This window comes from Paracoccus sp. SY (genome assembly GCF_002901215.1).
Taxonomy (GTDB): domain Bacteria; phylum Pseudomonadota; class Alphaproteobacteria; order Rhodobacterales; family Rhodobacteraceae; genus Paracoccus; species Paracoccus acridae.
In genome coordinates this window covers 93,527-119,652 of record NZ_NWMQ01000008.1, presented here as the reverse complement: position 1 = coordinate 119,652, position 26,126 = coordinate 93,527, and the positions used below count along the sequence as shown (strand labels likewise).

Genomic DNA, 26,126 nt, shown 5'->3' with positions numbered 1-26,126 from the left:
CCACATGGCAGAAGGGCGAGGTTCGAACCCCGCCCTTTTCCGTTTCAGTCCATGGCGCGGAAGTTGAATTCCCCGCCTTCCTTGATGCCGGACGGCCAGCGGGCCGTCACCGTCTTGGTCCGCGTATAGAAGCGGAAGGCGTCGGGGCCGTGCTGGTTCAGGTCGCCGAAGCCCGATTTCTTCCAGCCGCCGAAGGTGTGATAGGCCAGCGGCACCGGGATCGGCACGTTGATGCCCACCATGCCGATGTTGATGCGGCTGGCGAAATCGCGCGCCGTGTCGCCATCGCGGGTATAGATCGCGGTGCCGTTGCCATATTCGTGGCTCATCGCCAGGCCGATGGCTTCCTCATAGGAACCGGCGCGGACGGTGGACAGGACCGGGCCGAAGATCTCGGTCTTGTAGATGTCCATGTCGGGGGTCACGCGGTCGAACAGGTGCGGGCCGACGAAGAAGCCGTTCTCGTATCCCTGCAGGTTGAAGTCGCGGCCATCGATGACCAGTTCCGCGCCCTGGTCGATGCCCGACTGCACCAGCCGCAGGATGTTTTCCTTGGCCGCCTTGGTCACGACCGGGCCATAGTCCACGTCGTTGCCGGCGGTATAGGGGCCGACCTTCAGCTTCTCGATCCGGGGGACCAGCCGTTCGATCAGGGCGTCGGCGGTCTTTTCACCCACCGGGACCGCGACCGAGATCGCCATGCAGCGTTCGCCCGCCGCGCCATAGCCCGCGCCGACCAGGGCGTCGGCCGCCTGGTCCAGATCGGCGTCCGGCATGATGATCATGTGGTTCTTGGCGCCGCCGAAGCACTGCGCGCGCTTGCCGGTCGCCGCCGCGCGTTCATAGATGTATTGCGCGATCGGGGTCGATCCGACAAAGCCCACGGCCTGGATCACCGGGTTGTCCAGGATCGCGTCCACGCTGTCCTTGTCGCCGTTGACGACCTGCAAGACGCCGTCGGGCAGGCCCGCTTCCTGCAGCAGCGCGGCCAGCATCAGCGGCACGGAGGGGTCGCGTTCGGACGGCTTCAGGATCATCGCGTTGCCGGCGGCAAGGGCAGGGCCCATCTTCCACAGCGGGATCATGGCCGGGAAGTTGAAGGGCGTGATGCCCGCCACGACGCCCAGCGGCTGGCGCATGGAATACATGTCGATGCCGGGGCCGGCGCTGTCGGTGAATTCGCCCTTCAGCAGATGCGGCGCGCCGATGCAGAACTCGATCACCTCAAGCCCGCGCTGGATGTCGCCCTTGGCGTCGGGGAAGGTCTTGCCGTGTTCGGACGACAGCGCCTCGGCCATCTTGTCCATGTCGCGGTTGATGAGGCGCACGAACTCCATCATCACGCGGGCGCGGCGCTGCGGGTTGGTCGCGCCCCATTTCACCTGCGCCTCGGCGGCGCGTTCGACGGCGTGGTCAAGCTCGGCCTTGGTGGCCAGGGACAGGCGCGCCTGAACCTCGCCCGTGGCGGGGTTGAAGACGTCGCTGAACCGCCCGGACGTGCCCTTGTATTCCTTGCCGTCGATCCAGTGGTGAATCTCTTTCATCGCATCCTCCTTGGTTGGCCGCAGCCTAGCCTTGCGGATTTGCCAGATAAAGGGGAAGGATGGCAAAGACGTTTTGCGCTTTTGCAAAGGGGCGGGCATGGATTGGGACGACCTGCGCATCTTCCTGGCGGTGTCGCGGACCGAAAGCCTGTCGGGGGCGGGCCGCAGGCTGGGCATGGACGCCTCCACCATCGGGCGGCGCATCGCGCGGCTGGAACGGGCGGTGGGTGCCGCGCTGTTCGCCAAGACCCCCCAAGGCTATGTCCTGACGGCCGAGGGGGCGCGGCTGGTCGCCCCCGCCGAGGCGGCCGAGCAGGGCGCCAATGCCGCGGCCGAGGCGGTAAGGCGGGAGGCCGGGCTGACAGGCCAGCTTCGCATCGGCGCGCCCGACGGTTGCGCGAACTATCTGCTGCCGCAGGTGGCGCGCGATATGTGCGCTGCCCATCCGGGGCTGGAAATCCAGATCGTCGCCCTGCCGCGCGTGGTGAACCTGACCAAGCGCGAGGCCGACATGGCGGTGGCCGTGTCCCCGCCCGACACGGGGCGGCTGACCGTGCAGCGGCTGACCGATTACCACCTGCACCTGGCCGCGCATGGGGATTACCTGCGCGATGCCGCACCGATCCGCGACCTGCCCGACCTGCGCGATCACCGGATGATCGGATACATTCCCGACATGATCTTCGACCGGGAACTGGATTATCTGTCGGAAACCGGGGTGCAGGTGGCGGCGATCACGTCGAATTCGGTGTCCGTCCAGATGCAGGCGATCCGGGCCGGGGCGGGGCTGGGGATCGTCCACGACTTCGCCATTCCCTTCGCGCCGGGGGTGGAACTGGTGCTGCCCGACCGCATCGCGCTGAAGCGCAGCTTCTGGCTGGTCCGCCATGCCGACGACCGCGCGTCCCGCCGCCTGACGCTGTTGGCGGAACTGCTGGCCCAGGGCCTGCGGGCCGAGGTGGCGCGGCTGGAATCCCAGGTTGTCGGGTCACGCCTTTGTCGCCCTTGACGGATCACGATTCGGGGAAAATGATGGCCTTAGCACAACCGCCGTGGAGGATGCCCCATGCTTGTCAACCAGATGCTGTCGATGAAATCCAATTCGGGCAAGCCGGGGATCGAGGCGCAGACGATCGTGACCATCCGTCCCGATGCGACCCTGGCCGAGGCGGCGAAGATGCTGTCGGAAAAGCGCATCGGCGCCGTGGTGGTGTCCGAGGACGGCAGGAAACCGCAGGGCATCCTCTCCGAACGCGACATCGTCCGGCAACTTGGCGCCCATGGCCCTGACGTGCTGTCCACCCCCATCGCCGAGGTGATGACTCGCGACGTCCAGACCTGCACCATGGGCGACGACGCCCTTGTGATCCTGGAACGCATGACGCAGGGACGCTTCCGCCACCTGCCGGTCGTCGATGGCGACGGCAACATGCTGGGGGTGGTGTCCATCGGCGACGCGGTCAGCGGCAGGCTTCAGGAGCTTGCGGCCGAGAAAGAGGCGCTGACCGGCATGATCATGGGGGCCTGATCCAGCGCCAAACGCTTGCCATCGCGGCGGAAATCGGTTTTCCCTGCATGGCAGGCAAGCATAAGGGCGCCCATCCATGCGCATCGGTCTTTACCCCGGCACGTTCGATCCGATCACGCTGGGCCATGTCGACATCATTCAGCGCGCGATGGCCCTGGTGGATCGTCTTGTCATCGGCGTCGCCATCAACCGTGACAAGTCGCCCTTGTTCGGGCTCGAGGAACGGGTGGCCATGGTTCGGGCCGAATGCGAACAGATCGCCGCCCGCACCGGGGGCGAGATCGTCGTTCATCCCTTCGAGAACCTGCTGATCGACTGCGCCCGCGACGTGGGCGCCCAGGTGATCGTGCGCGGACTGCGCGCGGTCGCCGATTTCGAATATGAATTCCAGATGGTCGGCATGAACCGCGCGCTGGACGCCAGCATCGAGACCGTCTTCATGATGGCCGATGCCCGCCGCCAGGCCATCGCATCGAAGCTGGTCAAGGAAATCGCCCGCCTGGGCGGCGACGTGTCGAAATTCGTGACGCCCTCCGTGGCCGAGGCCCTGGTCAACCGGTATCGCGGATAGGGCTTGCGGCAATTCGCCGCGCTGCTAGCATCGTTCCCGAACGCGCGCCTTGTCCTGATACCGGAGGGATCCTTGACCCGATCCGACTTGCCCGCGCGCGATCACCACAACCTGCCCGATGAGATCCCCGATCCCCGACACATCGCCCTGTCGGATCTGTCACAGGCCCTGACCCTGGGCTGGCGCGACTTTCGCCGCGCACCCGTCTTCGGGCTGGTGTTTTCGGCCTTCTATGTCCTGGGCGGCTGGGCCCTGGCCTCGGTCGCCCTTGCGTCGGGGCAGGACTGGTGGCTGATCCCCTTCATCCTGGGCTTTCCGCTGATCGCCCCCTTCGCGGCGACGGGCCTTTACGAGGTCAGCCGCCGGATCGAGGCCGGCGAACCCCTGGACACCCCCCGCATCCTGCGCGTGGTCTTCGAACAGCGCCAGCGCCAGATCCCGTCGATGGCGATGGTGATCCTGCTGCTGTTCATGTTCTGGGTCTTCGTGGCCCATACGGTCTTCGCGCTGTTCATGGGCGTGTCGGCGCTGACCAACATCACCTCATCACCCGAGGTGCTGCTGCAGGGCAGGGGGCTGGTCATGCTGGTCCTGGGCACGATCATCGGCGGCGGCTTCGCGGTGGTGCTGTTCACCTTCACCGTCGTGGGCCTGCCCCTGCTGATGGAGAGAGAGGTCGATTTCATCACCGCCATCATCACCTCATGCCGCGCGGTGGCGGAAAACCCGGGCGTCATGGCTGTCTGGGCGGCGATGATCGCGATCTGGCTGTTCCTGGCGATCCTGCCGGGATTTCTTGGATTGCTGGTCGTGCTGCCGGTGCTGGGCCACGCAAGCTGGCATGTCTATCGCCGGGTGATGGCGGACTAGCCCCGTCCGATGAAGGGCATGTTGGTGGCCATCACCGTCATGAACTGCACGTTGGCGCCATCGGGCAGGCTGGCCATGTGCAGCACGGCATCCGCAACGACCGCGACATCCATCAGCGGCTCAGTGCCCGGCGCACCGGTGCTGACCTGCATCAGCAATTCGGTCGCCGCATTGCCGATGTCGATCTGTCCGCAGGCGATGTCGAAGGGGCGCCCGTCCAGCGACAGGGACTTGGTCAGCCCCGTGACCGCGTGCTTCGAGGTCGTATAGGCGACCGACCCGGCGCGCGGCGCATGGGCCGCGATGGATCCGTTGTTGATGATCCGCCCACCTTGCGGGTGTTGCCCGCGCATCAACCGGAATGCCGCGCGGGCGCACAGGAACATGCCCGTCACATTGGTCGCGATCACGTCCCGGAAGGTGCCGGGGTTCATCTGGTCCGGCGTCGCAGGGTCCGCCCCGCGCCCGGCATTGTTGAACAGCACGTCGAGGCGGCCCCATTCCGCATGGGCGCGGTCAAAGGCGCTGTCCACGGCACCCTCATCCGTCACGTCGCAGGGCAGGATCAGCGCGGGGGCGCCGTCCGCCGTGTCGTGCAGGGCGTCTTCCCTGCGTCCCAGCAGGGCGACCCGCCAGCCTGCGGCCAGAAAGCGCCGCGCGGTGGCCCGCCCGATGCCGCTGCCCGCGCCCGTGATGATGATGGATCGCGCCTGTTCCATGTCAGACCACCTTCTGCTGTTGCTGCCCCAGGCCGTCGATACCCAACCGCATGACCTGGCCCCGGCGCAGATAGACCGGCGGCTTCTGCCCCATGCCGACGCCCGGCGGCGTGCCGGTGGCGATGACGTCGCCCGGATGCAGCGTCGTGAAGCGAGAAACATAGGACACGATCTCCTCGGGCCCGAACACCATCGTCGCGGTGGTGCCGTCCTGGAAACGGTGGCCGTCCACCTCAAGCCACAGGCGCAGGGCGCGCCGGTCCGGAATGTCGTCCGCCGTGACCAGCCAGGGACCGATGGGACCAAAGCCGTCATGGCCCTTGCCCTTGTCCCAGGTGCCGCCGCGCCGCAACTGCCAGTCGCGTTCGCTGATGTCGTTGATCACGCAATAGCCGGCGATATGATCCGCCGCCCGTTCCGGGGCGATATGGCTGCCGCCGTCGCCGATGACGATGCCCAACTCGACCTCCCAGTCGGTCGCGGTCGAATCCGGGGGCAGGGGCAGGTCGTCGTCCGGCCCGGCGATGCAGCTTGTCCATTTGGTGAACAGGATCGGCTCGGCCGGGACATCCATCCCGGATTCGGCGGCATGGTCGGCATAGTTCAGGCCCACCGCCAGGAACTTGCCCACCTGACCCACGCAGGCGCCAAGGCGCAGATCCCGCTGGGGACTGCCCGCGACCAGCGGCAGCGTGGCCGGATCCAGGGCGCGAAGCGCAGCCAGGCCCCGGCGCGTCAGGCAGTCGCCCGCGATGTCCGAAACATGCGCCGAAAGGTCGCGCACCTGGCCCTCATCGTCCAGAAGTCCCGGCTTCTCTGCGCCCTTCGCGCCATATCTGACAAGTTTCATGCATCCTCCCCTGCGTTGCCGGGCAAAGCCTAGCCCAAGTGGCGCCGCGCGATTTTCCCTGATTGCCCGATGCTTTATGCGACAGCGGGCGAAAGTCGGCACGGAAAAACGGCCCGCACTGGGGCGGGCCGTCATGTCCGAACAGGATGTTTACTCCGAAACCGGGGGCGCCAGCTTCTTCGTGGGTCCGTTGGCGATCGGATCTTCCTGCCGCTGGACCGAGCCTTCGAAATGCGCGCCGGATTCGATCGCGATAGTCTTGTGGATGATGTCGCCTTCCACCCGCGCAGAGGCCGACAGGCGCACCTTCAGGCCGCGGACCCGGCCCACCACGCGGCCGTTCACGACGACCTCGTCGCCCACGATTTCGCCCCGAATGGTGGCGCTTTCGCCGATCACCAGCTGATGGGCGCGGATGTCGCCCTCGACCGTGCCCTCGATCTGGATGTCACCTTCGGTACGGATGTTTCCCACCACGGTCAGATCCGAGGACAGGACCGATGGCGCGGCCTTGCGCGCAGGCGACGAAACCGGGGATTCGCCGCGCTCGGGCAAGGGGGCCTGATAGGATTCGGGTGCAGGGACGCTTGGGGCGGTGGGTGTCTGGGGTTTTTCGGTCACTCGGGTCTTACTGAACATTGCTCGCAGCCTTGATGAAGCTCATCGGGTCAACGGCCCGACCGTTCATGCGCACTTCATAGTGCAGGTGCGGCCCGGTCGAGCGTCCTGTGTTGCCAATATCACCGATCAGCTCGCCTTGCGACACCCTTTGGCCCACCCGGACACGAATCCGCGACAGGTGGCCGTAACGGGTTTCGACGCCCAGTTCGTGTTCGATCTTGATCAGGTTGCCATAGGCGCCCTGACGGCCGGCAAAGGTCACGACCCCGTCGCCGGGGGCAACGACCGGCGTGCCGGTCGGGGCGGCCATGTCGATGCCTTCATGCGCGCGTCCCCAGCGGCGCCCGAAGCCCGAGGTATAGCGGAAGGAATTCTTGAGCGGCATCGCCAGCGGCAGCTTTTCCATGGCGATGCGATAGGTGTTCATCTGGTCCAGCGTGACGATGATCTGGTTTGCCTTGGATTCGCCGTTGGTCAGTGCCGCGTTACCGCGGGTCGAACGGCCCATCGGGGTCAGCGGACCGCCCTGGCCGGAGTAACCTTCGCGGATGGTTTCCAGCACATCCTCGGGGTCCATGCCGACGGACCGGAACACATCGTCCAGCGGCTCGACCGAGATGGCCACGGCGTTTTCCAGCTGGGTCAGGATTTCATCGTTGCGCGCCAGGATCTGTTCGCGTTCCAGGGATAGTTCCTCGACCGTCTGGCGGGCGGCCTCGGCCTCTTGCAGGGCGGTGGCGCGTTCGTCGGCCGCCTGGCGCAGTTCGCCGGTCATGATGTCCAGGGCGGCCGTGACCTCCTCGGGGTGGGCGGTGTCGGGCTGGACACCCGTGGCCTGGGCCATGGCGCGGGCGCTGTCGCGTTCGCTGATCGCGTTGCGCAGGGTCGATTGAACGACGTCAAGCCCGGCTTCCAGTTCGCGGCGCTGTTCTTCGGATTGCAGCAGCTGGGACTGCATCTGCGACACCTGGTCCAGGGCTGCGGCAAAGCGGTTCTGGGCGGCAAGCGCCTCGGCCGCGCGGGCGTCGCGTTCCTGGGACAGTTCGGCCAGCCTTTCCTCGAACGCGGACTGGGTGATGACGATGCTGTCGCGCGACGATCCGGCACTGATCGCGTCGATGGCCAGGACCGAACTGGCAACCAGCGTCCAGCCGAAGGCCAGGGTGATGCCGCTGATCGCGGCCAGTTGCGTCAAGGGGCGCAGGCGAACGAACCGGCTATCGTCATCCGACCGCAGGAACAGGCGCTTTTCGGGCAGGACGCGTTCCAGCGAAGCGTTGAGGCGGTTCGTCACGTTTGGCAAGTCATGTCCCCCGACGGCCTGCCCGATCTTTTCGGGCGATCTGGTTCCAGTTGCAGCGGGTTAAGCCCATGTGTGCCTTCCTGGCAACAAGGGCGATGATTTCGGTTCCCTTCATGCGCGGAACATCGCCCCGCCGGGCGAGAATCCGCCGAACCACGCAAGATATAGCTTCTAAGTCTCGGAAATTTCATAAGGTAGTGGTCCGTTCCGATCCCCTGGAATGCGCAAGGGGCGGTCAATGGGCGGCACGGAACGCTGATGGCAATCGGGACGCGGGCAGATCCGGCAGGAGATCCCGATGGGTTCGAAGGCCCGCGGCTTGGTCAGATCCAGCCCGTCGGCATAGACGACGCTGCCCGCATGGGCCACTTCGCAGCCCAGGCCGATGGCAAAGCGGCGCACCGGCGCGTTGAAGGCGCCCGCGTGCTTGGACACGTCGCGCGACATCAGCAGATAGCGCACCCCGTCCGGCGTTTCCGCCAGTTGGCGCAGAAAGCGGCCCGGCTGCTCGAACGCCTGGTGGACGTTCCACAGCGGGCAGGCGCCGCCGAAGCGGGCGAATTGCAGCCGGGTGGCGGAATGGCGCTTGGTGATGGTGCCGGCCTGATCGACGCGCACGAAGAAGAAGGGCACCCCCTTGGCCCCCGGCCGTTGCAGGGTGGACAGCCGATGCGCCACCTGTTCCAGCGAGGCGCCGAACAGATGCGACAGCCGTTCCAGGTCGTGCCGTTCCGCCTGCGCGGCAGACAGGAACGCGCGATAGGGCATCAGCGCCGCCCCCGCGAAATAGTTGGCAAGGCCCACCCGCGCGACGTCTCGCGCGGTCTGGCTGCGGAAGCGGGCCAGATCCAGCGTCGCCTCCAACAGGTCGGCCTGACGTTCCAGGGCAACCAGGTGCAGCAACTGGAACAGCTGCGTCGGCTTTTCGGCGGCGGCATTGACGTGGATTTCGGAGCCCGTGCGGCGGAACACGGCATTGGCGGGCAGTTCGGCGCGCGTCACGCGGATGCCGCGCTGCGCCAGGGCCGCCACGCCCGCATCCCACGGATCCAGCCGTTGTCCCGCCGGGCAGGCAAAGCGTTCCGCCGCGCGGTCCACCGCGTCGATATAGTTGTCGCAATAATGGAAGAAGTCGCGCACCTCCTCCCACGGGGTGGAGAGGGCGTTCTGCCCCGAGGCACCGATCGCCTCGTCCAGGGCGGCCAGGCGTTCCTGGCCCTGCCGGTGGGCGCGGTAAAGATCCAGGAAGGCGCGGGCCAGCACCGGCGCGTTGGTGGCGGCAAGGCGCAGGTCGGCCAGGGGCGGAACGGCATCGAACAGGGGATCGGCCAGGGCTTCCTGCATGTCGATCACCATGCGTTCCGCATCGCCCGCCGCCAGCGTGGACAGGTCCACCCCGAATTCCTGGGCCAGCCGCAGCAGCACGCCCACCGAGATCGGGCGGTGGTTGTTTTCCATCTGCGACAGATAGGGCAGCGACACCCCCAGCCGGTCCGCGAACCGCTTCTGGGTCAGCCCGCTGCGCGCCCGCGTTTCGCGCAAGGAAGTGCCTGCATAGATCTTCTGCGTGGCCATGACGTCCCCCCACCTTTGCAAAAGCCGCATTAGCGTTTGCAAAGCGGCCAGGGCAAGGGCCGCGATGATGGGGAAGGGAAGGGCGCGAGTCAGGATCATGGGGGGATCATCGCGCGAACATCCTAAGATATCGTTGCCGCTTGCGAAGCCCGTCCCACCGGGCTTTCATTGCGCCATGAAACAACGCAGCGGCAGCCGCATCCTGACCGGAACCCGCATCCGCGAACGCCGCCTGGCGCTGTCGCGGCGGCAGGCGGATGTCGCGCGGGCGGCGGGGATTTCGGCCGCCTATCTGAACCTGATCGAACACAACCGCCGCCCGGTGGGCGACCATCTGGTCCTGCGCCTGGCCGCCGCGCTGGAGGTATCGGCCGCGGAACTGGCCGAAGGCCGCGAGGAGGCCCAGATCGCCGCCCTGCGGGAGGCTGCCGTGCGCCTGCCCGACGACGTGGCCCCGGAACTGGACCAGGCGCCCGAACTGCTGGCCCGCTTTCCCGGCTGGGGCGCGGCCCTGATCGCCACCGCGCGGCGGGCCGACGCGCTGGAACGCCAGCTTGTCACCCTGTCGGACCGGATGCGGCAGGACCCCTATCTGCTGACCACGCTTCACGAGGTTCTGTCCGCCGTCACCTCGGTCCGGTCCACCGCCTCGATCCTGGCCGAGGGGGGCGAGATCCCGCCCGACTGGCGGCAACGGTTCCATGCCAATCTGGATGCGGACAGCCTGCGCCTTTCGAACACGGCGCAGGCGCTTGTGGCCTATCTGGACAGCTTCGACACCCAGGACGCGATCTTCACCCCGCAGGAGGAGGTCGAGGCCTGGCTGGCCGCCGGCGCCCCCCCGGTCGAGGAGGCGGGCGACCTTGCCTCGGACGCCGCGCGCGCCCTGGCGCGTGTCCATCTGCGGGGGTTGGAGGATGAGCGCGCGGCCTTGCCCGACGCCGTCCTGGCGGTTGCGGCCGAGGATCCCGATCCGCTGCGCATGGCCGCGCGCCTGCGCCAGCCGCTGGATCTGGTCATGCGGCGTCTGGCGGTGCTGAAGCCCGCTGGCTTCGAATCCGCGGGCCTGCTGGTCTGCGACGGGTCGGGCGCGCTGATCCTGCGCCGTCCCGCGCCGGGCTTTCCCTTGCCCCGCCCGGGCGACGCCTGCCCCCTGTGGCCGCTGTTCCAGGCGCTTGCCGCCCCCCAGACCGCCATCGCCCGGCTGGTCGAGGCGCCGTCGGGCCGCCGCTTCCGCACCCTGAGCCTTGCCACCCGCCTTCAGCCCCTGGGCACGGACGGGCCGGTCCTGACGCAGGCGCAGATGCTGATCCTGCCCGAGGATCCGGGATCATCCGGCCGCCCGGACCTGCTGATCGGTCCCGCCTGCCGGATCTGCCCGCGCGCGGATTGCGTGGCGCGGCGCGAACCCTCGATCCTGGCCACCGCGTGAAGACAGGCTTTGACAGCCCTGACCCTGGCGTCACATTATGCACCGAAACGCCGGAGGGAGGGGGCCTTGGCGCGATGCTCGACATCCTGATGATCGAGGATGAACCCAACATCGCCGAGGCGGTGCGCTTCATCCTGACCCGCGAAGGCTGGCAGGTGGAACTGCATTCCGACGGCCTGGGCGGGATCGAGGCGATCCGGGGGGCCAAGCCCCGGCTGGTGATCCTGGACGTGATGCTGCCGCATCGGTCGGGAACGGAAATCCTGGCCGAACTGCGCGGCGATCACGACGCAAGCCTGGCCGCGACGCCGGTGCTGATGCTGACCGCGCGGGGGCAGGCCTCGTTGCACCTGCCGCAGGCGGATGCGGTTCTGGCCAAGCCCTTTGCCAATGACGACCTGCGCGCCATGGTGCGCCGGATGCTGAACTGAGCCATGCCGGACCAGCCGCTGTTTCTTGAACGCGCCTCGTTCCGCCGCAGGCGGCTGGGCGATGCCGCCCGCGTCCTGCCGGTGCTGGCGGCCTGCCTGATCCTGGTCCCCGTCTGGTGGATGCCGGCCGAGGTCAGCTTCGCCTGGGGCGCGGTCTGGCTGTTCGGCACCTGGGCGGTGCTGATCGCCGCCGTCTGGGCGCTTCACCGCGCGCTGCGCCGGGCCGATGCCGCGACCCTGCGCGCCCGCCGCGAGATCGACCAGGACCACGACCATGCCCTTTGAGGCGCTTGTCGCGGGCTGCCTGGCCTATGTCGCGCTGATGTTCGGCGTGGCCTTCGCCGCCGACCGTGCCGCCGCGCAGGGCAGGGTGCGGTGGCTTGACCATCCTGCCGTCTATACGCTGTCGCTGTCGGTCTATTGCTCGGCCTGGACCTTTTATGGGGCGGTCGGTTACGCCAGCCGGTCGGGGCTGGAATTCGCGACGATCTATCTGGGGCCGACGGTGGTCTTCACGGGCGCCTGGTGGGGGCTGCGGCGGCTGGTGCGGGTCGCGCGGATGCACCATGTCACCTCGATCGCCGACCTCATCTCGGCGCGGTTCGGCAAGTCGAACCGGCTGGCGGCCTTTGTCACGCTGATCGCGGTGATCGCCGCCACGCCATACGTCGCGCTGCAACTGCAATCGGTCAGCCTGTCCTTCGATGTCTTCGCCACCGACAGCCTGACGGATATCCCGCTGGCGGGCGGGGGCGGCACGGCGTTGTGGGTGGCGGGCGGTCTTGCGCTGTTCACCATCCTGTTCGGCACCCGCAACCTGGCCGCCGACGAACGCCACCACGGCGTCGTCACCGCCATCGCGCTGGAGGCCATCGTCAAGCTGATGGCCTTTCTGGCGCTTGGCGTCTTCGTGGTCTGGGGTCTGGCCCATGGTCCCGCCGACATGCTGGCCCGCATCGCAGAACGCGCGGGCGATTCCGGCTGGGTCCTGAAACCCGACCGCTGGACCGCGCTGCTGTTCGTGTCGGGCGCGGCGGTCGTCGTGCTGCCGCGCATGTTCCAGGTGCTGGTGGTCGAGGCCGCGGACGAGGATCGCCTGTCCGTCGCGGGCTGGGCCTTTCCGGCCTATCTGTTCGCCATGTCGCTGTTCGTGCTGCCCATCGCCGTGATGGGACAGGAATTGCTGCCCCCGGATGCGAACCCGGACTTGTATGTGCTGACGCTGCCGGCCCAGTCGGGCCAGAACTGGCTGGCCTTCCTGGTCTTCCTGGGCGGATTCTCGGCGGCGACATCGATGGTGGTGGTCTGCACCATCGCGCTTGCCACGATGATCTCGAATCACTGGCTGATGCCGCTGTGGCTGATGCTGCGCCGCAAGCCGCAGGGGGACGACCCCGAGGATCTGCGCGGTTTCGTCCTGAACGCCCGGCGCCTGGCGATCCTGGCGGTGATGGCGGTGGGCTGGCTTTACTACCAAGCCACGGGCGGCACCACGGCGCTTGCGGCGATGGGGCTGGTGGCCTTCACCGGCATGGCGCAGGTGCTGCCCGCGATGATCGGCGGGCTGCTGTGGCGCGGCGCCAACCGGCGGGGTGCCTTTGGCGGGGTGGGCCTGGGCTTTGCGCTGTGGCTGGCCACGATCTTCCTGCCCTCGGTCGGGATCGGCAGCCCGTTGCCGGTGCCGCCCGGCGTCGATCCCCTGGCCTTCGCGATCTTCCTGTCGCTGGCGGTCAACACCCTGGCCTTCATCGGCCTGTCGATCTTCGGAATGCCCGACCCGGTCGAGCGTCTGCAAGGCCTGTCCTTCGTCAGTGCCGTCGATCCGATCCGCCACAGCCGCATCGCCCGCGGGTCCGATCAGGTGGAGCCCCTGCTGGTCATGGCCCGCCGCGTCTGGGGGTCCGAGGATGCGCTGCACTTCTTCCAGTCCGAGGCCGCGTTCCAGGGCAAGTCCGGCTATCTGCCCGACCTGACGCCGCGCTTCCTGACGCGGCTGGAACGGCGGCTGGCGGGGTCCATCGGGGCGGCCACGGCCCATGCCATGATCGACAGCGTGGCGGGCGGGTCGGAACTGACCGTATCGGACCTGATGCAGGTCGCGACCGAGGCGCAGCGCGCCAAGGAGGAAGCGCAGCGGCTGGAAAACGCCACCACCGAACTGGCCCGCACCGCCCGCCAACTGCAGGAAGCGAATGACAAGCTGACCGCCCTGTCGGTGCAGAAGGATGCCTTCCTGGGCCAGATCAGCCACGAACTGCGCACGCCCATGACCTCGGTCAGGGCCTTTTCGGAAATCCTGCGCACCCCCGACCTGTCGGATGCGGACCGGGACCGTTTCGCGAAGATCATCTATGACGAAGCCGGGCGCCTGACCCGTCTGTTGGACGACCTTCTGGATCTGTCGGTCCTGGAAAGCGGCCAGGCGCAACTGTCGATCACGCCCGCCAACCTGCATGACCTGATCGAACGCGCGCTGTCCGCCGCATCCGCCACCCGGCCCGAACGCGTCTTCCGGGTCGAACGCGAACCGCTGGCTGAATATGTGGGCATCATCACCGACGCCGATCGGCTGTTGCAGGTCCTGATCAACGTCATCACCAATGCCCGCAAGTATTGCGACGCCGAACCCCCGGTCCTGTCGATCCGCGTCCGCCGGACCTTGCGGGGCGGGGCGCAGATCGACATCATCGACAACGGATCGGGGATAGAAGCCGCGCGCCAGTCGCTGATCTTCGAGAAATTCTCTCGCCTGAACGATCCGGCGCGGGCCGGGGGGGCGGGCCTGGGGCTGGCGATCTGCAAGGAGATCATGGCCAACCTGGGCGGAGAGATCACCTATCTGCCAGGCCACGGCGGCGCGGCCTTCCGCATCCTGCTGCCCCGGCGACCCCCGGTGCCGGTCAACGCGGGATTGCGGCGCGCTTAAACCTTTCTCAACCGCTTCTTGCCACAGTGCGGATCAGGGAATGCGATTCGGGATGGTCATGGCGCAATCTGGACAGGCAGAACTGCTGAGGACGCTGCTTCGGGTGCGCGGCCGTGGCGCGGACAATCCCGCCCGCCTGCCGCAGCCGCAGCCCTTGTCGCCCGCCCGCGCCGCCGCAAATGCCGTGGGCCGCGCGGCCGAACGGCTGTACCGGATGCCCGTCCTTCCGGTCGATATCACCGCGGGCGCGGCGACCTTGGCGGAACTGCCCGAACTGCTGCCGGACCAATCGCTGCTGATCGTGCTGCAGGGGCCGGGCGACCAGATCGGCGTGATGGCCCTGTCCTTCGAAACCGTGACCGCCCTGATCGAGGTTCAGGCCCTGGGCCGCGTCACCGCCCGGCCCGCCGAACGGCGCAGGCTGACCCGAAGCGACGCCGCGATCTGCGTCGATTTCGTGAACGCCCTCATGTCCGAACTGGGGACCGAGATGGAGCAGGTCGAGGGGTTCGGACCGATCCAGGGCTATCGCTATGCCACCTATCTGGACGATCCGCGCCCGCTGGTCCTGATGCTGGAGGATCGGCCCTATCGCAGCCTCAGCTTCGATCTGCGGCTGGGTGGCGGGGAGGCCCGCAACGGCACGATCCTGATCGCGCTGCCGCACAAGGCCGATCCCCGTCCGGCGCCGGTGCATCGGTCCGCAGTCGCGCAGGCCCCTGCGCCGACCCCGTCGCAGGCCACGCTGGCCGGCGCCATGGCCGCCGCCCCGGTCGAGGTGGTGGGCGTCCTGTGCCGCCGCAGCATGACCCTGGGGGAATTGCGCGCCCTGGTTCCCGGCAAGCTGCTGGCGCTGCCGCGCGTCACCCTGGCCGAGGCGCGGCTGGAAACCCGCGACGGCCAATTGCTGGCCACCGGCAAGCTGGGCGAGGCCGAGGGCTGTCACGCCCTGCGCCTGCACGATCCTGCCCGGAAGGCGGCGGATCCGCAGCTTGGCCCGATTGATCCGCCCGCCACGATGCTTCCCTCGGACCTGGGCGAGGCTGACCCGTTCCGTTCCCGCCAGACAGCGGGGGCAAAGGCCGGCGCCGGCATGGCGCCGCAGGCCCTGGGGGCATGAATCGCGCTTTACACTTGAAATCCGGGCGTGTCGGTCGCATTTAACCCCCGTCCCGAATCAGGCGGGGCGATTATCACGGAGTGACCATGGCCAAGGAAGAAATGCTCGAATTCCCCGGCGTCGTGAAGGAACTCCTGCCGAATGCGACGTTCAAGGTCGAGCTGGAAAACGGCCATGAGATCATCGCGCATATGGCAGGCAAGATGCGCAAGAACCGCATTCGCGTCCTTGCCGGCGACAAGGTGCAGGTCGAGATGAACACCTATGACCTGTCCAAGGGACGGATCAATTACCGCTTCAAGTGATGCAGGCGCCGCGATGACCACGCCCCTTGCGGCCGTGGAACGCCCGCGCCTGATCCTCGGCTCGGCCAGTCCGCGCAGGCTGGACCTTCTGGCCCAGATCGGCATCCTGCCCGATCAGGTCCGCCAAGCCGATATCGACGAAACGCCGCTGAAGGGTGAGTTGCCGGACCGTTACGTCCGGCGGATCGCGCGTGAAAAGGCAATGGCGCTGGATTCCGGCATGGACGATGTGCTGCTTTGCGCGGACACGACGGTCGCGGTCGGCCGCCGGATCCTGGGCAAGCCCACCTCGCGCACCGAGGCAGGGGATTTCATGCGCCTGATGTCCGGTCGCCGCCACCGCGTGCTGACGGCCGTCGTCATCCGCCACGGGGACAAGCTTCGCGACCGGCTGGTCGAAACGACCGTGCGGATGCGACCCATCACCGCCGCCGAACTGGACGCCTATCTTGATGTGGGCGACTGGGAAGGCAAGGCGGGCGGCTATGCCATCCAGGGCGCTGCGGCCGCGTTCATTCCCTGGATCCAGGGATCGTTTTCATCCGTCGTCGGGCTGCCGCTGGCCGAAACCGCCGCCATGCTGGCAAGCTGCGGCATCACCAGGAAGGAAGTCCGGTCATGAAGGGACGTCAGGTCGTTCTGGGCGATTTGTTTGGCGCCGAGGCCGCCGCCCTGATGGAGGACGGCCAGCTGACCGATCTTCTGGTCGATGCCAAGGACCTGGCGCCGCTGGTGCCGGGCGACATCTGCCGCGGCGTGGTCGAACGGCTGATGAAGGGGCAGGGGGGCGTCTTCCTGCGCCTGCCCGACGGACAGCGCGGCTATCTGCGCGACCGATCCGGCCTCTCCGAAGGCCAGGCATTGCTGGTCCAGGTCACGGGTGTCGCCGATGAGGGCAAGGCGATCCCCCTGACGTCGCGCATCCTGTTCCGGGGCCGTCATGTGCTGGTGACGCCGGGTGCGCCGGGGATCAACGTCTCTCGCCGCATCCGGGACGAGGAAGCGCGGGCCGAACTGACTGCCCTGGGCGCGGCGGCCAACCCCTCGGAAGGCACCGGCATCATCTTCCGCAGCCTCTGCGAGGCGGCCCATCCCGACGACATCGCCCAGGAACTGGAAGGTCTTCTGGATCTGGCGGGCAAGGTCATGGCGGAACAGGCGGGATCGCCCGAACTGCTGCTGGGAGCCGCGTCTCCGCATGAACAGGCCTGGATGGAATGGGCCGATCCCGAACCCGACGCGATCGAGGAAGGCGAGGACAGCTTTGACCGCTGCGGCGTGCTGGAGGCCGTGGATGCCCTGCTGACGCCCGCCGTGACGCTGCCCGGCGGTGCCCATGCGGTGATCGAGCCGACGCGCGCCCTGGTCGCCATTGACGTGAACACCGGCCAGGACGGCAGCCCCGCGGCCGCGCTCAAGGCCAATATCGCCCTTGCCCGCGACCTGCCGCGCCAGTTGCGCCTGCGTGGTCTGGGCGGGCAGGTTGTGGTCGATTTCGCGCCGGTCCCCAAGCGCGACCGCGCCACGCTGGACCAGGTGCTGCGTGCCGCGTTCAAGGGCGAAAGCGCCGAGACGTCCCTGATCGGCTGGACCACCATGGGGCTTTACGAGATCAACCGCAAGCGCGACCGCATCCCCCTGCACCGCCTGGCCGGGGGGGCGGACTGATGGCCTGCCCGATCTGCAGCAAGCCGGGGGTGCCGGCCTATCGGCCGTTCTGTTCGAAACGCTGCGCCGACATCGACCTGGGCCGCTGGCTGCGGGGCGATTACGTGATCCCCGGCGCATCCCAGGACGACCTGTCTTCGGACATGAACGGGGAAATCGAAAAAAACAGCGGCGAGGGACTGGACAGTCGCCCCAAGCGACCGTAAACACCGCCCCACACCCCGCCTGACGGCGTCAGGTTGCCCGGATAGCTCAGTTGGTAGAGCAGCGGATTGAAAATCCGCGTGTCGGCGGTTCAAATCCGTCTCCGGGCACCACTTCAACCAAGAAGATCGGTGATTGCTTCCTTGGAAAGCTTGTGCGGCGGTCGGCTGACCTGGTGACTGGCGCGGTTCCGAGCCAAGGGTTCATCCATCAACTGCTGCGAACCGGCCTATGGCATCGCCTGTGCCGGACAGCGGCTTGCGGTGGCATGGGGCGGCGCATTCCTGTCGCATCTTCTTCAACAGGCGCTGCAGTCCTGCCAAGGAAGCCAGATGTGCGGTGGGACCATCGCCCCGCCCCTCCTTTCAAGACAATCCTTGAAAAGGCCATGCATCGGGCGGCGATTTCAGTCGCTTGTCGAAAAGAACAATGCATCCGAAAGCCCGTTTCCTCGTTGAGCATGGGAAAACCCTGCCGAACAAGGAGCCGCCCGATGGTCAACTTCCTCATCACCACCGCCGTCATGTTCCTCGACGCCATCATCATGTTCGGACTTGCCGTCGCCTCCGTGCCCTGAGGGCCGAGGCCGCGCAAAGGCCGTTGCCCCCAGACCCCGGATGGCCCAACTTCGCCGGGTCCACAGAAGGACATAGATGCACAGGGGCCTGATCTGAACCCCCGTGACGGTTTGTCTTCCGCGCGATGCGCCGCCGATTCTGTTGCATGTCTGATCTGTGGGAACACCCTGACGCACAGGATCACGGCCAGGATGCCACCCCCAGCCGCTTTTCCAGCCCTGGTTCGACAAGCGCACCCATCAAGTGCCGGCGTCAGCTAAGCCCGTGACGCGCGCCACCCCGTGCAGTCCGGCAGCCAGCGGAAAGGGGCGACCCGAGGATGACGGGCGCCCCTTCGACGGCTTCGCAGGACAGATGGCCTTACCCCGCCAGCAGGGCCGCGTTGCCCCCCGCTGCCGTGGTGTCCACGCACAGGTGGCGTTCATGGACCACATGGGCCAGATCGGGCATTCCGGTGACAAGGGGAACGATCGCCCCGTCGCGTGCCGCCAGGGCCTGCGCATAGGCGCGGCCTTGGGTATCATCGCCCCACCACAGCGCCGCAGCCATCGGGGGCAGGCGGGTCAATGCCTCAGCGGGGAGGGGGCCGTCCACGCCCACGGCATCGGCGCCAAGGGCGGCAACGGCGGCGATCTGCGCAGCAACCGTCTGCGCGCCGGGGCCAAGGCACAGGACCGGCGGGCGGGTATGGGCGGTCAGGCGGTTCAGCTCTCCGGTCGGGCCGGGCATCAGGCGTTCGTCGATCTTGCGTGGACGATGCGTGGAAAGCTGGTTGCGGATCCGGTCTTCGTCGGCCTGGCCCTGCCAGTCGCCCCCGGCGGCCGCGGGCGCATCGGGGGCGAAGAAGCGGGTGACATAGCACGGCCCGCCCGCCTTGGGCCCGGTGCCCGACAGGCCCTCGCCCCCAAAGGGCTGGCTGCCGACAACCGCGCCGATCTGGTTGCGGTTGACATAGATGTTGCCGACATGGATCGCATCCGACACCTCTTGCACGCGAGAGTCGATGCGGGTGTGCAGCCCGAAGGTCAGTCCGAAGCCGCGCGCGTTGATCTCGGCCACCACGCGGTCCAGTTCATCGCCCCGGAAGGTCGCGACATGCAGGACGGGGCCGAAGATTTCGCGGTCCAGGTCGCCGATACCCCCCACGCGCAGCATGGTCGGCGGAACGAAGGTGCCCTGCACGGGCACGTTCCGCCTGTGAATGACCCGGTTGCCGTTTGCGGCGACATAGCCCGCGATGTCGTCCCGCGCCCTGGTGTCGATCACCGGGCCGACATCGGTCGCCAGATCCCAGGGATCGCCCAGGACCAGTTCGTCCATGGCGCCACGGATCATCTCGATCACATGGGGGGCGATGTCTTCCTGGACATAAAGGCAGCGCAGCGCCGAGCAGCGTTGACCGGCGGACCGGAAGGCGCCGTTCACGATGTCGCGGACGGCCTGTTCGGGCAGGGCGGTGCTGTCCACGATCATCGCGTTCAGCCCGCCGGTTTCCGCGATCAGGGGCGTGCCGGGGGTCAGGTTCGCGGCCATGCTGCGCGCGATGGTCTGGGCGGTGGCGGTCGATCCGGTGAAGACCAGGCCGCGCACGCGGGGATCGGCCGACAGGGCCGCGCCCACCACGCCGCCGCGTCCCGGCAGCAGTTGCAGGGCGGCAAGCGGCACACCCGCCTGATGCATCAGCCGCACGCCCAGGGCCGCGATGATCGGCGTGGCCTCGGCAGGCTTGGCGATCACCGCATTGCCCGCCATCAACGCCGCCGCGATCTGGCCGGTGAAGATCGCCAAGGGGAAGTTCCACGGGCTGATCGCGCCGATGATGCCGCGCGGCGCGCCGGGGTTCGTCTCGCCCTCGGCGGCGTAGTAGCGCAGGAAATCGACCGCCTCGCGCAGTTCGGCCACGGCATCGGTCAGGGTCTTGCCGGCTTCCTTCGCAAGGATGGCGAAGATGGGGCCGAAGTTTTCCTCGTAAAGGTCGACGGCGCGGCGCAGGACGGCGGCACGGTCGGCCGCGGGTGCGTCCCAGGGGCGCGCGTCCTCGATGGCGCGCGCGGTGGTGTCTGCGTCGGCCATCATTACCGTGGCAAGTCTGGCGCCGGTGGCGGGGTTCGTCACGTCCTGCACGGTGCCCGAGGGTTCGCGCACCGTCAGCGGCACCACGTCGGCCAAAGCCACGTTTCGCGCGGCATTGATCCGCGCCAGGGTCTGTTCGTCCGACAGGTCGAACCCGGCCGAATTGCGACGCGACGCGCCATAGAGATCCGCAGGCGCCAGCAGCGACGCCGGGGCCTTTGCCGTGGCAAGCGCGCCGAAAGGATCGCGGGCGACCTCCTCGGGCATCACGGCTTCATCGACGATCTGGTTCACGAAGCTGCTGTTGGCGCCGTTTTCCAGCAGGCGCCGCACCAGATAGGCCAGCAGGTCGCGATGCGCGCCGACGGGGGCATAGATGCGGCAGCGCCCGCCGGTTTCGCGCAGCACGATGTCGTGCAGCCGTTCTCCCATGCCATGCAGGCGCTGGAATTCGAAGCGGGTGTCCCCAGCCATTTCCAGGATCGCGGCAACCGTATGGGCGTTGTGCGTGGCGAATTGCGGATAGATGCGGTCGCCGTATCCGATCAGCTTGCGGGCATTGGCGATATAGCTGACATCCGTGCCGACCTTGCTGGTGAACAGCGGAAAGCCCGGATGGCCGTCCACCTGGGCACGCTTCATCTCGCTGTCCCAATAGGCGCCCTTGACCAGGCGCACCATGATGCGGCGGTCCAGCCGCACCGCCAGATCATGCAGCCAGTCGATCGTCTGGCCCGCGCGCTTGCCATAGGCCTGCACGACGACACCAAAACCGTCCCATCCGGCCAGCGAGGGGTCGGACAGCACCGCCTCGATCACCTTGAGCGACAGGACCAGCCGGTCCTGCTCCTCGGCGTCGATGTTCATGCCCATGTTCGCGGCCTTCGCGGCCTGCGCCAGACGCAGCACCACGGGCACCAGATCGCGCATCACGCGGGCTTCCTGCGCGACCTCGTATCGGGGATGCAGCGCCGACAGCTTGATCGAGATGCCCGGGTTCTGTTCCACCGACCTCTTGTCGCAGGCTTTCGCGATGGCGGCGATGGCATCGCCATAGGCGCGGGCATAGCGGGCGGCATCGGCGCCGGTCATCGCGGCCTCGCCCAGCATGTCATAGCTGTAGGTGAAGCCCTGCTTCTCGCGCGCCCTCGCGCGGTCCAGCGCATCGGCGATGGTCTGTCCCAGCACGAACTGGCGGCCCATTTCCTTCATGGCCCGGCCCACGGCGGTGCGGATCACGGGTTCGCCCAGGCGGCGGACCATGCGGCGCAGCGTGCCGGCCTGATCGTCGTCCAGAACCTTGCCGGTCAGCATCAAGGCCCAGGTCGAGGCATTGACTAGCGAGGACGAGGCCTCGCCCAGGTGCTTGCCCCAGTCGGACGGGGCGATCTTGTCCTCGATCAGCGCGTCGATGGTGGTCTTGTCGGGCACGCGCAGCATCGCCTCGGCCAGACACATCAGGGCCACGCCCTCGCGGGTGGACAGGCCGTATTCGGCCAGGAAATGCTCCATCAGGGACGGGCGCGCCTCGGCCCGGATGCGGCGCACCAGGTCGGCCGCGCGGTCGCTGATCGCGGCGCGGGTCTGGGGCGACAGGGCGGCCTGTTCGGCCAGCCGTTCCAGAAGCTGCCTTTCGTCTGCGAACTTTGCCTGGGTGGAAAAGACGCTGGGGCTGACGGAAGACATGGCCGATCTCCTTGACTGGATCGGACAGGTTTATCATAGGTCCGGCAGGCCGTGCGCCTGAAGACGGCGGGCGATCTGGTCCGATAGAACATTTTGGGGGCGATTTTCAGGATGAACGTCAAGCTGGACGCCCTGGACCGCAAGATCCTGGCCGAACTGACCCGCAACGCCCGCATCCCCATCGCGGAACTGGCGCGAAAGGTGGGCCTGTCCAAGACCCCCGTGGCCCTGCGCATCCGGCATCTTGAGGAGATCGGCCTGATCACCGGATACCGCGCGATCCTGTCGCCCCTGAAACTGGGCCTGACCCATGTCACCTATGTCGAGGTCAGCATGAGCGACACGCGCGAGGCTGCATTGCAGCAATTCAACGCAGCCGTCCGCGCCATTCCGGAAATCGAGGAATGCTACATGATCGCGGGGGGCTTCGACTATCTGGTCAAGGTCCGGTCCCGCGACATGGCCGATTTCCGGCGCATCATGGCCGAAAAGATCTCGGGTCTGCCCCATATCAGCAACACCTCCAGCTATGTCTCGATGGAGGCGGTGGTGGAACAGACCTTCACCTTCGGCTGAACGCCTGTTCCCTTTCCGCCAGAAGCACTTTGGGCAGCGCCTGGGCAAAGGCGCGCAGCATGTCCGGGCAGGTCAGGGCTTCCGGGAAGATCGCGTGGCTTTGTGCCGCCAATCTCCATTCGGCTTACCTGGGCGTCACGGAAGAAGCACGGGATTTGACGGTCTGCACTGTCAGGCCTCCGACCGTGATGCGCTTTGCAAAGAACCCAAAGGCGAAGGGGATCGTTGGGTGTCGGAGAAGCGGCAGACCGGCAATCAGACCGCCATCACGGCTGGTTGCCGTGCCATCCGGGGGCAGGCACTGCCAAGCCCGGCATGGTGGTAAACGATCTGTCAGGGAATAATGGCGGAGAGGGTGGGATTCGAACCCACGGAACCCGTGAAGGCTCAACGGTTTTCGAGACCGCCGCATTCGACCACTCTGCCACCTCTCCGCGGCGTGGTGAGGCGGGGATTTAGAGGGGTGGGGGTTGAAGCGCAAGTGGTTTTGTCGAAAAAAACACCTGTGTCACGAAAGGATGCCGGATGCTGCGGTTCTTGTGCCTTTGTCTTCTGGTCGCGGTGGGGCAACCGGCCCATGCGCAGCCGCGCCAGCCTGCGCCCCACCACCAACAGGCCGCCCATGTGCTGTGGGATGTGATGCAGCTTGACCGGCTTGCCCCCGTCCTGCGCGACGAGGCCGTGGCCGAAGCTGCGGACATGGCCGCGACGATGTTTCCGCGCGGCGGCACCGGACGCTGGCTGCGGCAGGTCGCGGCGATCCATGCGCCGCCGCGTGTCCAAGCCCTGTTCACGCGCGGCGCGTCGGAATCGCTGTCCACGACGGATCCGGCCGATCTGCAAGCGGGCCTGGCCTTCTATCGCACCCGTCTTGGTCAGCGGCTTCTGGCGCTGGAAACGACTGCGCGGGTGGCGATGCTGGACAAGGATGTGGAGGCTGCCGCCGAGGCGGCCTGGGCACAGGCGCAGCAGCGGTCGGCCCCACGCGCCCTCCGCATTGCCCGGCTGATCGAGGCGGCGGACCTGGTCGATCCGAACGTGGCGGGCGGGTTGAACGCCTCCATTGCCTTTGCCAGGGGGTTCCAGGCAGGCAGCGGTTCCCCGATGCCGCTGGCCGAGGGCGAGATCATCCAGAACGCCTGGGCCGGGGAACCGGAACTGCGCGCCGACACCGAACGCTGGATCGGCGCCTATCTGTTTCTGGCCTATGCCTCGCTGGGGGACAGGGAACTGGAGGCCTATATCGCCTTTGCCGAATCCAGCGGGGGCCGGGCGCTGTCGCGGGTGATGTTCGCAGGCTTCGACCGGGTCTTCACCCAGACCGCCCATGACATGGGCCTGGCCGCCGCGGCCGAGATGCGCGGGCGGCAATTGTGAACGGTTCTGTCCTGTTGACGGGCATCCTGGCGCTGCCCCAGATGATGGATGTCTTCGGCCTGACGGGAAGGCCCGAAACGTTGCCGGGCACCTTGGTCGGCGGTGCGCGGGCCGGGATCGACCGGAACGGCTGGCCCAGGCTGGCGGCGGGGCAGGGGACCGTCGCCGCCCTACGCGTCGTGCCGAATGCGGCGCTGAACCGCTATGCCGCGGTGATGGGGCTGGAGCCACGGGACGGCATCCTGGGGCTGGGGTCCGGCACGGCCGAGGGAGAGCCGCAGGTGCCGCTGGCCGCTGCCATCGCGCGCCATGTCCTGGCCGCGCCCGCCGATCGGCCCGTGGAAGACATCGCCGCACGCCTGCCGATGATCGGGGTGATCGCGGCATCGGAACTGCGCGGTGCGGCCAGCCCCCCGTCCGGCGGATCGCTGGTCGATCTGCGGGCGCCCGATGCCGTGAAGGCCGTGGCGTGGGACGAGCCCCATGCGGGCTTCTTCTCGCTGCAAATCTGCCAATTGCGTCACGGCACCCATGCGGGCGGCATGACGCCCCTCCTGCGGCGAGAGGTGCTTGTTTCTGGCGACGCGGTCGTCGTGCTGCCCTGGGATCCGGTGCGCGACCGTGTGCTGCTGATCGAACAGTTCCGGGTCGCCCCCTGGTTGCGCCACGATCCCCAGCCCTGGCTGCTGGAGGCGGTCGCGGGCCGCGTCGATGCCGGCGAAACGGTCGAGGATGCCGCCCGCCGCGAGGCGCGCGAGGAAGCGAACCTGACCGTCACGCGGCTGTTCCCCGCGATGCACCATTATCCCAGCCCCGGCGCGCTTGGCGAATACCTGTATCTGTTCGTGGGCATCGCCGACCTGGCGGATGGCATCGAGGGCATCCACGGCCTGGAAAGCGAAGCCGAGGATATCCGGGGCCATCTGACGTCCAGGGCGGAACTGACCCAGATGGCCTTGTCGGGACAGCTGGCAAGCGGGCCCCTGGCCATGATCGCGCTGTGGCTGGAACTGCGCCACCAGGCGATTCGCACGGAATTGGGACTCGGTTGATCCGGGCTGCGGGGTTGTGCCTCTGACGGACCCGTGTGTAGGTAACGCGGAACTGGACCCCGACGGATAGGTTGCTTGACCATGCGAATTTGCCCTGACCTGGCCGACATGATCGGCAACACGCCCTTGATCCGCCTGCGCCAGGCCAGCGAGGCGACGGGCTGCGAGATCCTGGGCAAGGCCGAATTCATGAACCCCGGCCAGTCGGTCAAGGATCGCGCGGCGCTCTACATCATCAAGGATGCGGTGGCACGCGGCGTCCTGCGGCCCGGCGGCACCATCGTGGAAGGCACGGCGGGCAACACCGGCATCGGGCTGGCGCTTGTCGGCGCCTCGATGGGCTTCAGATCCGTGATCGTGATTCCTGAAACCCAAAGCCAGGAGAAAAAGGACATGCTGCGCCTGGCGGGGGCAACCCTGGTCGAGGTTCCGGCGGCCCCCTACAAGAATCCCAACAACTATGTCCGTTATTCCGGCCGTCTGGCCGAGGCCCTGGCCCGGACCGAACCCAATGGCGCGATCTGGGCCAACCAGTTCGACAACACCGCCAACCGCCAGGCCCATGTCGAAACCACCGGCCCCGAGATCTGGGACCAGACCGGCGGCAAGGTGGACGGCTTCATCTGCGCGGTCGGTTCGGGCGGCACGCTGGCGGGCGTGGCGCAGGCATTGCAGCCCAAGGGCGTGAAGATCGGCCTGGCCGACCCCGAGGGCGCGGCGCTGCACTCCTTTTATACCACGGGCGAATTCGACGCGCCCGGAAGCTCGATCACCGAAGGCATCGGGCAGGGGCGCATCACCGCCAACCTGGAAGGCTTCACCCCCGACTTCAGCTATCGCATCCCCGATGCCGAGGCGCTGCCGGTGGTCTTCGACCTGCTGGAACACGAAGGGCTGTGCCTGGGCGGGTCGTCCGGCGTCAATGTCGCGGGCGCAATCCGCATGGCGCGCGACATGGGTCCGGGCCACAGGATCGTCACGATCCTGTGCGACTATGGCAACCGCTACCAGACCAAGCTGTTCAACCCGGACTTCCTGCGCGCCAAGGGCCTGCCCGTGCCTGGCTGGCTGACGCGCGAAGCGCCCGACATTCCCGAAGTTTACGAAGGCTGACCCC

Annotated in this window: 25 protein-coding genes and 2 tRNA genes; 19 read left to right on the top strand and 8 right to left on the bottom strand. The window is 67.5% G+C overall.

What is annotated here, in order from left to right; translation table 11 throughout:
• Nucleotides 1-44: 44 nt before the first annotated feature.
• On the bottom strand, nucleotides 45-1,544 hold the full coding sequence (locus tag CK944_RS09150; protein WP_103172752.1) for a CoA-acylating methylmalonate-semialdehyde dehydrogenase: 1,500 nt from the start codon (nucleotides 1,542-1,544) through the stop codon (nucleotides 45-47).
• 97 nt (nucleotides 1,545-1,641) lie between these two features.
• Here CK944_RS09150 and CK944_RS09145 point away from each other — a divergent pair, with 97 nt between their 5' ends.
• The 4 genes from CK944_RS09145 (at nucleotide 1,642) to CK944_RS09130 (ending at nucleotide 4,513) form a co-directional block, all read left to right on the top strand.
• Nucleotides 1,642-2,553, top strand: a complete 912-nt coding sequence (locus CK944_RS09145) for a LysR family transcriptional regulator (protein ID WP_103172751.1) — start codon at nucleotides 1,642-1,644, stop codon at nucleotides 2,551-2,553.
• 57 nt (nucleotides 2,554-2,610) lie between these two features.
• Nucleotides 2,611-3,072, top strand: coding sequence for a CBS domain-containing protein (locus tag CK944_RS09140; RefSeq protein ID WP_103172750.1), 462 nt, complete (start codon nucleotides 2,611-2,613; stop codon nucleotides 3,070-3,072).
• Nucleotides 3,073-3,148: 76 nt separating this feature from the next.
• Nucleotides 3,149-3,643, top strand: a complete 495-nt coding sequence (coaD, locus tag CK944_RS09135) for a pantetheine-phosphate adenylyltransferase (protein WP_103172749.1) — start codon at nucleotides 3,149-3,151, stop codon at nucleotides 3,641-3,643.
• 72 nt (nucleotides 3,644-3,715) lie between these two features.
• Nucleotides 3,716-4,513: a DUF2189 domain-containing protein gene (locus CK944_RS09130; RefSeq protein WP_239986016.1), complete on the top strand. Its 798-nt coding sequence runs from the start codon at nucleotides 3,716-3,718 to the stop codon at nucleotides 4,511-4,513.
• Here CK944_RS09130 and CK944_RS09125 read toward each other — a convergent pair.
• The 5 genes from CK944_RS09125 to CK944_RS09105 form a co-directional block, all read right to left on the bottom strand.
• Nucleotides 4,510-5,232 (bottom strand): SDR family oxidoreductase, encoded by a 723-nt coding sequence (locus CK944_RS09125; RefSeq protein ID WP_103172748.1) that lies wholly within the window; start codon nucleotides 5,230-5,232, stop codon nucleotides 4,510-4,512. The two genes, CK944_RS09130 and CK944_RS09125, sit on opposite strands and share 4 nt — an antisense overlap.
• Before the next feature lies 1 nt (nucleotide 5,233).
• Nucleotides 5,234-6,082, bottom strand: coding sequence for a fumarylacetoacetate hydrolase family protein (locus CK944_RS09120; protein ID WP_103172747.1), 849 nt, complete (start codon nucleotides 6,080-6,082; stop codon nucleotides 5,234-5,236).
• 150 nt (nucleotides 6,083-6,232) lie between these two features.
• On the bottom strand, nucleotides 6,233-6,721 hold the full coding sequence (locus CK944_RS09115; protein ID WP_103172746.1) for a polymer-forming cytoskeletal protein: 489 nt from the start codon (nucleotides 6,719-6,721) through the stop codon (nucleotides 6,233-6,235).
• Nucleotides 6,711-7,997 (bottom strand): M23 family metallopeptidase, encoded by a 1,287-nt coding sequence (locus tag CK944_RS09110; protein WP_239986015.1) that lies wholly within the window; start codon nucleotides 7,995-7,997, stop codon nucleotides 6,711-6,713. Before CK944_RS09110 ends, CK944_RS09115 begins: the two co-directional genes overlap by 11 nt.
• Before the next feature lie 180 nt (nucleotides 7,998-8,177).
• A complete protein-coding gene (locus CK944_RS09105) occupies nucleotides 8,178-9,581 on the bottom strand; it encodes a short-chain fatty acyl-CoA regulator family protein (RefSeq protein ID WP_103172775.1) in 1,404 nt (467 codons plus the stop codon).
• A gap of 175 nt (nucleotides 9,582-9,756) precedes the next feature.
• Between CK944_RS09105 and CK944_RS09100 the strand changes: the two genes are divergently transcribed.
• The 11 genes from CK944_RS09100 to CK944_RS23195 all read left to right on the top strand — a co-directional run bounded on the left by CK944_RS09100 (nucleotide 9,757) and on the right by CK944_RS23195 (nucleotide 18,244).
• A complete protein-coding gene (locus CK944_RS09100; RefSeq protein ID WP_103172744.1) occupies nucleotides 9,757-11,013 on the top strand; it encodes a helix-turn-helix transcriptional regulator in 1,257 nt (418 codons plus the stop codon).
• Between the two features lie 74 nt (nucleotides 11,014-11,087).
• Nucleotides 11,088-11,444 (top strand): response regulator transcription factor, encoded by a 357-nt coding sequence (locus CK944_RS09095; RefSeq protein WP_103172743.1) that lies wholly within the window; start codon nucleotides 11,088-11,090, stop codon nucleotides 11,442-11,444.
• 3 nt (nucleotides 11,445-11,447) lie between these two features.
• Entirely contained in the window at nucleotides 11,448-11,729 is a 282-nt protein-coding gene (locus CK944_RS09090) for a hypothetical protein (RefSeq protein WP_103172742.1), read from the top strand.
• Nucleotides 11,719-14,370, top strand: a complete 2,652-nt coding sequence (locus CK944_RS09085; RefSeq protein WP_103172741.1) for an ATP-binding protein — start codon at nucleotides 11,719-11,721, stop codon at nucleotides 14,368-14,370. Before CK944_RS09090 ends, CK944_RS09085 begins: the two co-directional genes overlap by 11 nt.
• Nucleotides 14,371-14,410: 40 nt before the next feature.
• Complete coding sequence (locus CK944_RS09080) at nucleotides 14,411-15,490, top strand: FliM/FliN family flagellar motor C-terminal domain-containing protein (RefSeq protein WP_103172740.1); 1,080 nt, start codon at nucleotides 14,411-14,413, stop codon at nucleotides 15,488-15,490.
• Between the two features lie 86 nt (nucleotides 15,491-15,576).
• Nucleotides 15,577-15,795, top strand: coding sequence for a translation initiation factor IF-1 (infA, locus tag CK944_RS09075; protein ID WP_085377819.1), 219 nt, complete (start codon nucleotides 15,577-15,579; stop codon nucleotides 15,793-15,795).
• Between the two features lie 13 nt (nucleotides 15,796-15,808).
• Nucleotides 15,809-16,417: a nucleoside triphosphate pyrophosphatase gene (locus CK944_RS09070; RefSeq protein WP_103172739.1), complete on the top strand. Its 609-nt coding sequence runs from the start codon at nucleotides 15,809-15,811 to the stop codon at nucleotides 16,415-16,417.
• The gene (locus CK944_RS09065; RefSeq protein ID WP_103172738.1) at nucleotides 16,414-17,463 is read left to right on the top strand and encodes a ribonuclease E/G; all 1,050 of its coding nucleotides are present in this window, start codon (nucleotides 16,414-16,416) and stop codon (nucleotides 17,461-17,463) included. Before CK944_RS09070 ends, CK944_RS09065 begins: the two co-directional genes overlap by 4 nt.
• Nucleotides 17,463-17,669: a DNA gyrase inhibitor YacG gene (locus tag CK944_RS09060; RefSeq protein ID WP_103172737.1), complete on the top strand. Its 207-nt coding sequence runs from the start codon at nucleotides 17,463-17,465 to the stop codon at nucleotides 17,667-17,669. Before CK944_RS09065 ends, CK944_RS09060 begins: the two co-directional genes overlap by 1 nt.
• 35 nt (nucleotides 17,670-17,704) lie before the next feature.
• A tRNA-Phe gene (locus CK944_RS09055) sits at nucleotides 17,705-17,780 on the top strand.
• A 155-nt stretch (nucleotides 17,781-17,935) separates the two neighbouring features.
• Nucleotides 17,936-18,244: a hypothetical protein gene (locus tag CK944_RS23195; RefSeq protein ID WP_158247981.1), complete on the top strand. Its 309-nt coding sequence runs from the start codon at nucleotides 17,936-17,938 to the stop codon at nucleotides 18,242-18,244.
• Between the two features lie 361 nt (nucleotides 18,245-18,605).
• Here CK944_RS23195 and putA read toward each other — a convergent pair whose 3' ends face one another.
• Nucleotides 18,606-22,004, bottom strand: coding sequence for a bifunctional proline dehydrogenase/L-glutamate gamma-semialdehyde dehydrogenase PutA (gene putA / locus CK944_RS09050; protein WP_103172736.1), 3,399 nt, complete (start codon nucleotides 22,002-22,004; stop codon nucleotides 18,606-18,608).
• Between the two features lie 111 nt (nucleotides 22,005-22,115).
• On the opposite strand from putA, the gene CK944_RS09045 reads away from it, so the two are divergent.
• Complete coding sequence (locus CK944_RS09045) at nucleotides 22,116-22,580, top strand: Lrp/AsnC family transcriptional regulator (RefSeq protein ID WP_103172735.1); 465 nt, start codon at nucleotides 22,116-22,118, stop codon at nucleotides 22,578-22,580.
• A gap of 344 nt (nucleotides 22,581-22,924) precedes the next feature.
• Here CK944_RS09045 and CK944_RS09040 read toward each other — a convergent pair.
• Nucleotides 22,925-23,014, bottom strand: a tRNA-Ser gene (locus CK944_RS09040).
• 91 nt (nucleotides 23,015-23,105) lie between these two features.
• Here CK944_RS09040 and CK944_RS09035 point away from each other — a divergent pair.
• The 3 genes from CK944_RS09035 to CK944_RS09025 all read left to right on the top strand — a co-directional run bounded on the left by CK944_RS09035 (nucleotide 23,106) and on the right by CK944_RS09025 (nucleotide 26,122).
• Nucleotides 23,106-23,957 carry a DUF2059 domain-containing protein gene (locus CK944_RS09035; RefSeq protein ID WP_103172734.1) on the top strand — a complete coding sequence of 284 codons (852 nt, stop codon included), beginning with the start codon at nucleotides 23,106-23,108 and terminating at the stop codon, nucleotides 23,955-23,957.
• Nucleotides 23,954-25,009, top strand: a complete 1,056-nt coding sequence (locus CK944_RS09030) for an NUDIX domain-containing protein (RefSeq protein ID WP_103172733.1) — start codon at nucleotides 23,954-23,956, stop codon at nucleotides 25,007-25,009. Before CK944_RS09035 ends, CK944_RS09030 begins: the two co-directional genes overlap by 4 nt.
• An 81-nt stretch (nucleotides 25,010-25,090) precedes the next feature.
• Complete coding sequence (locus tag CK944_RS09025; RefSeq protein WP_103172732.1) at nucleotides 25,091-26,122, top strand: cysteine synthase A; 1,032 nt, start codon at nucleotides 25,091-25,093, stop codon at nucleotides 26,120-26,122.
• The last annotated feature ends 4 nt before the right edge of the window (nucleotides 26,123-26,126 follow it).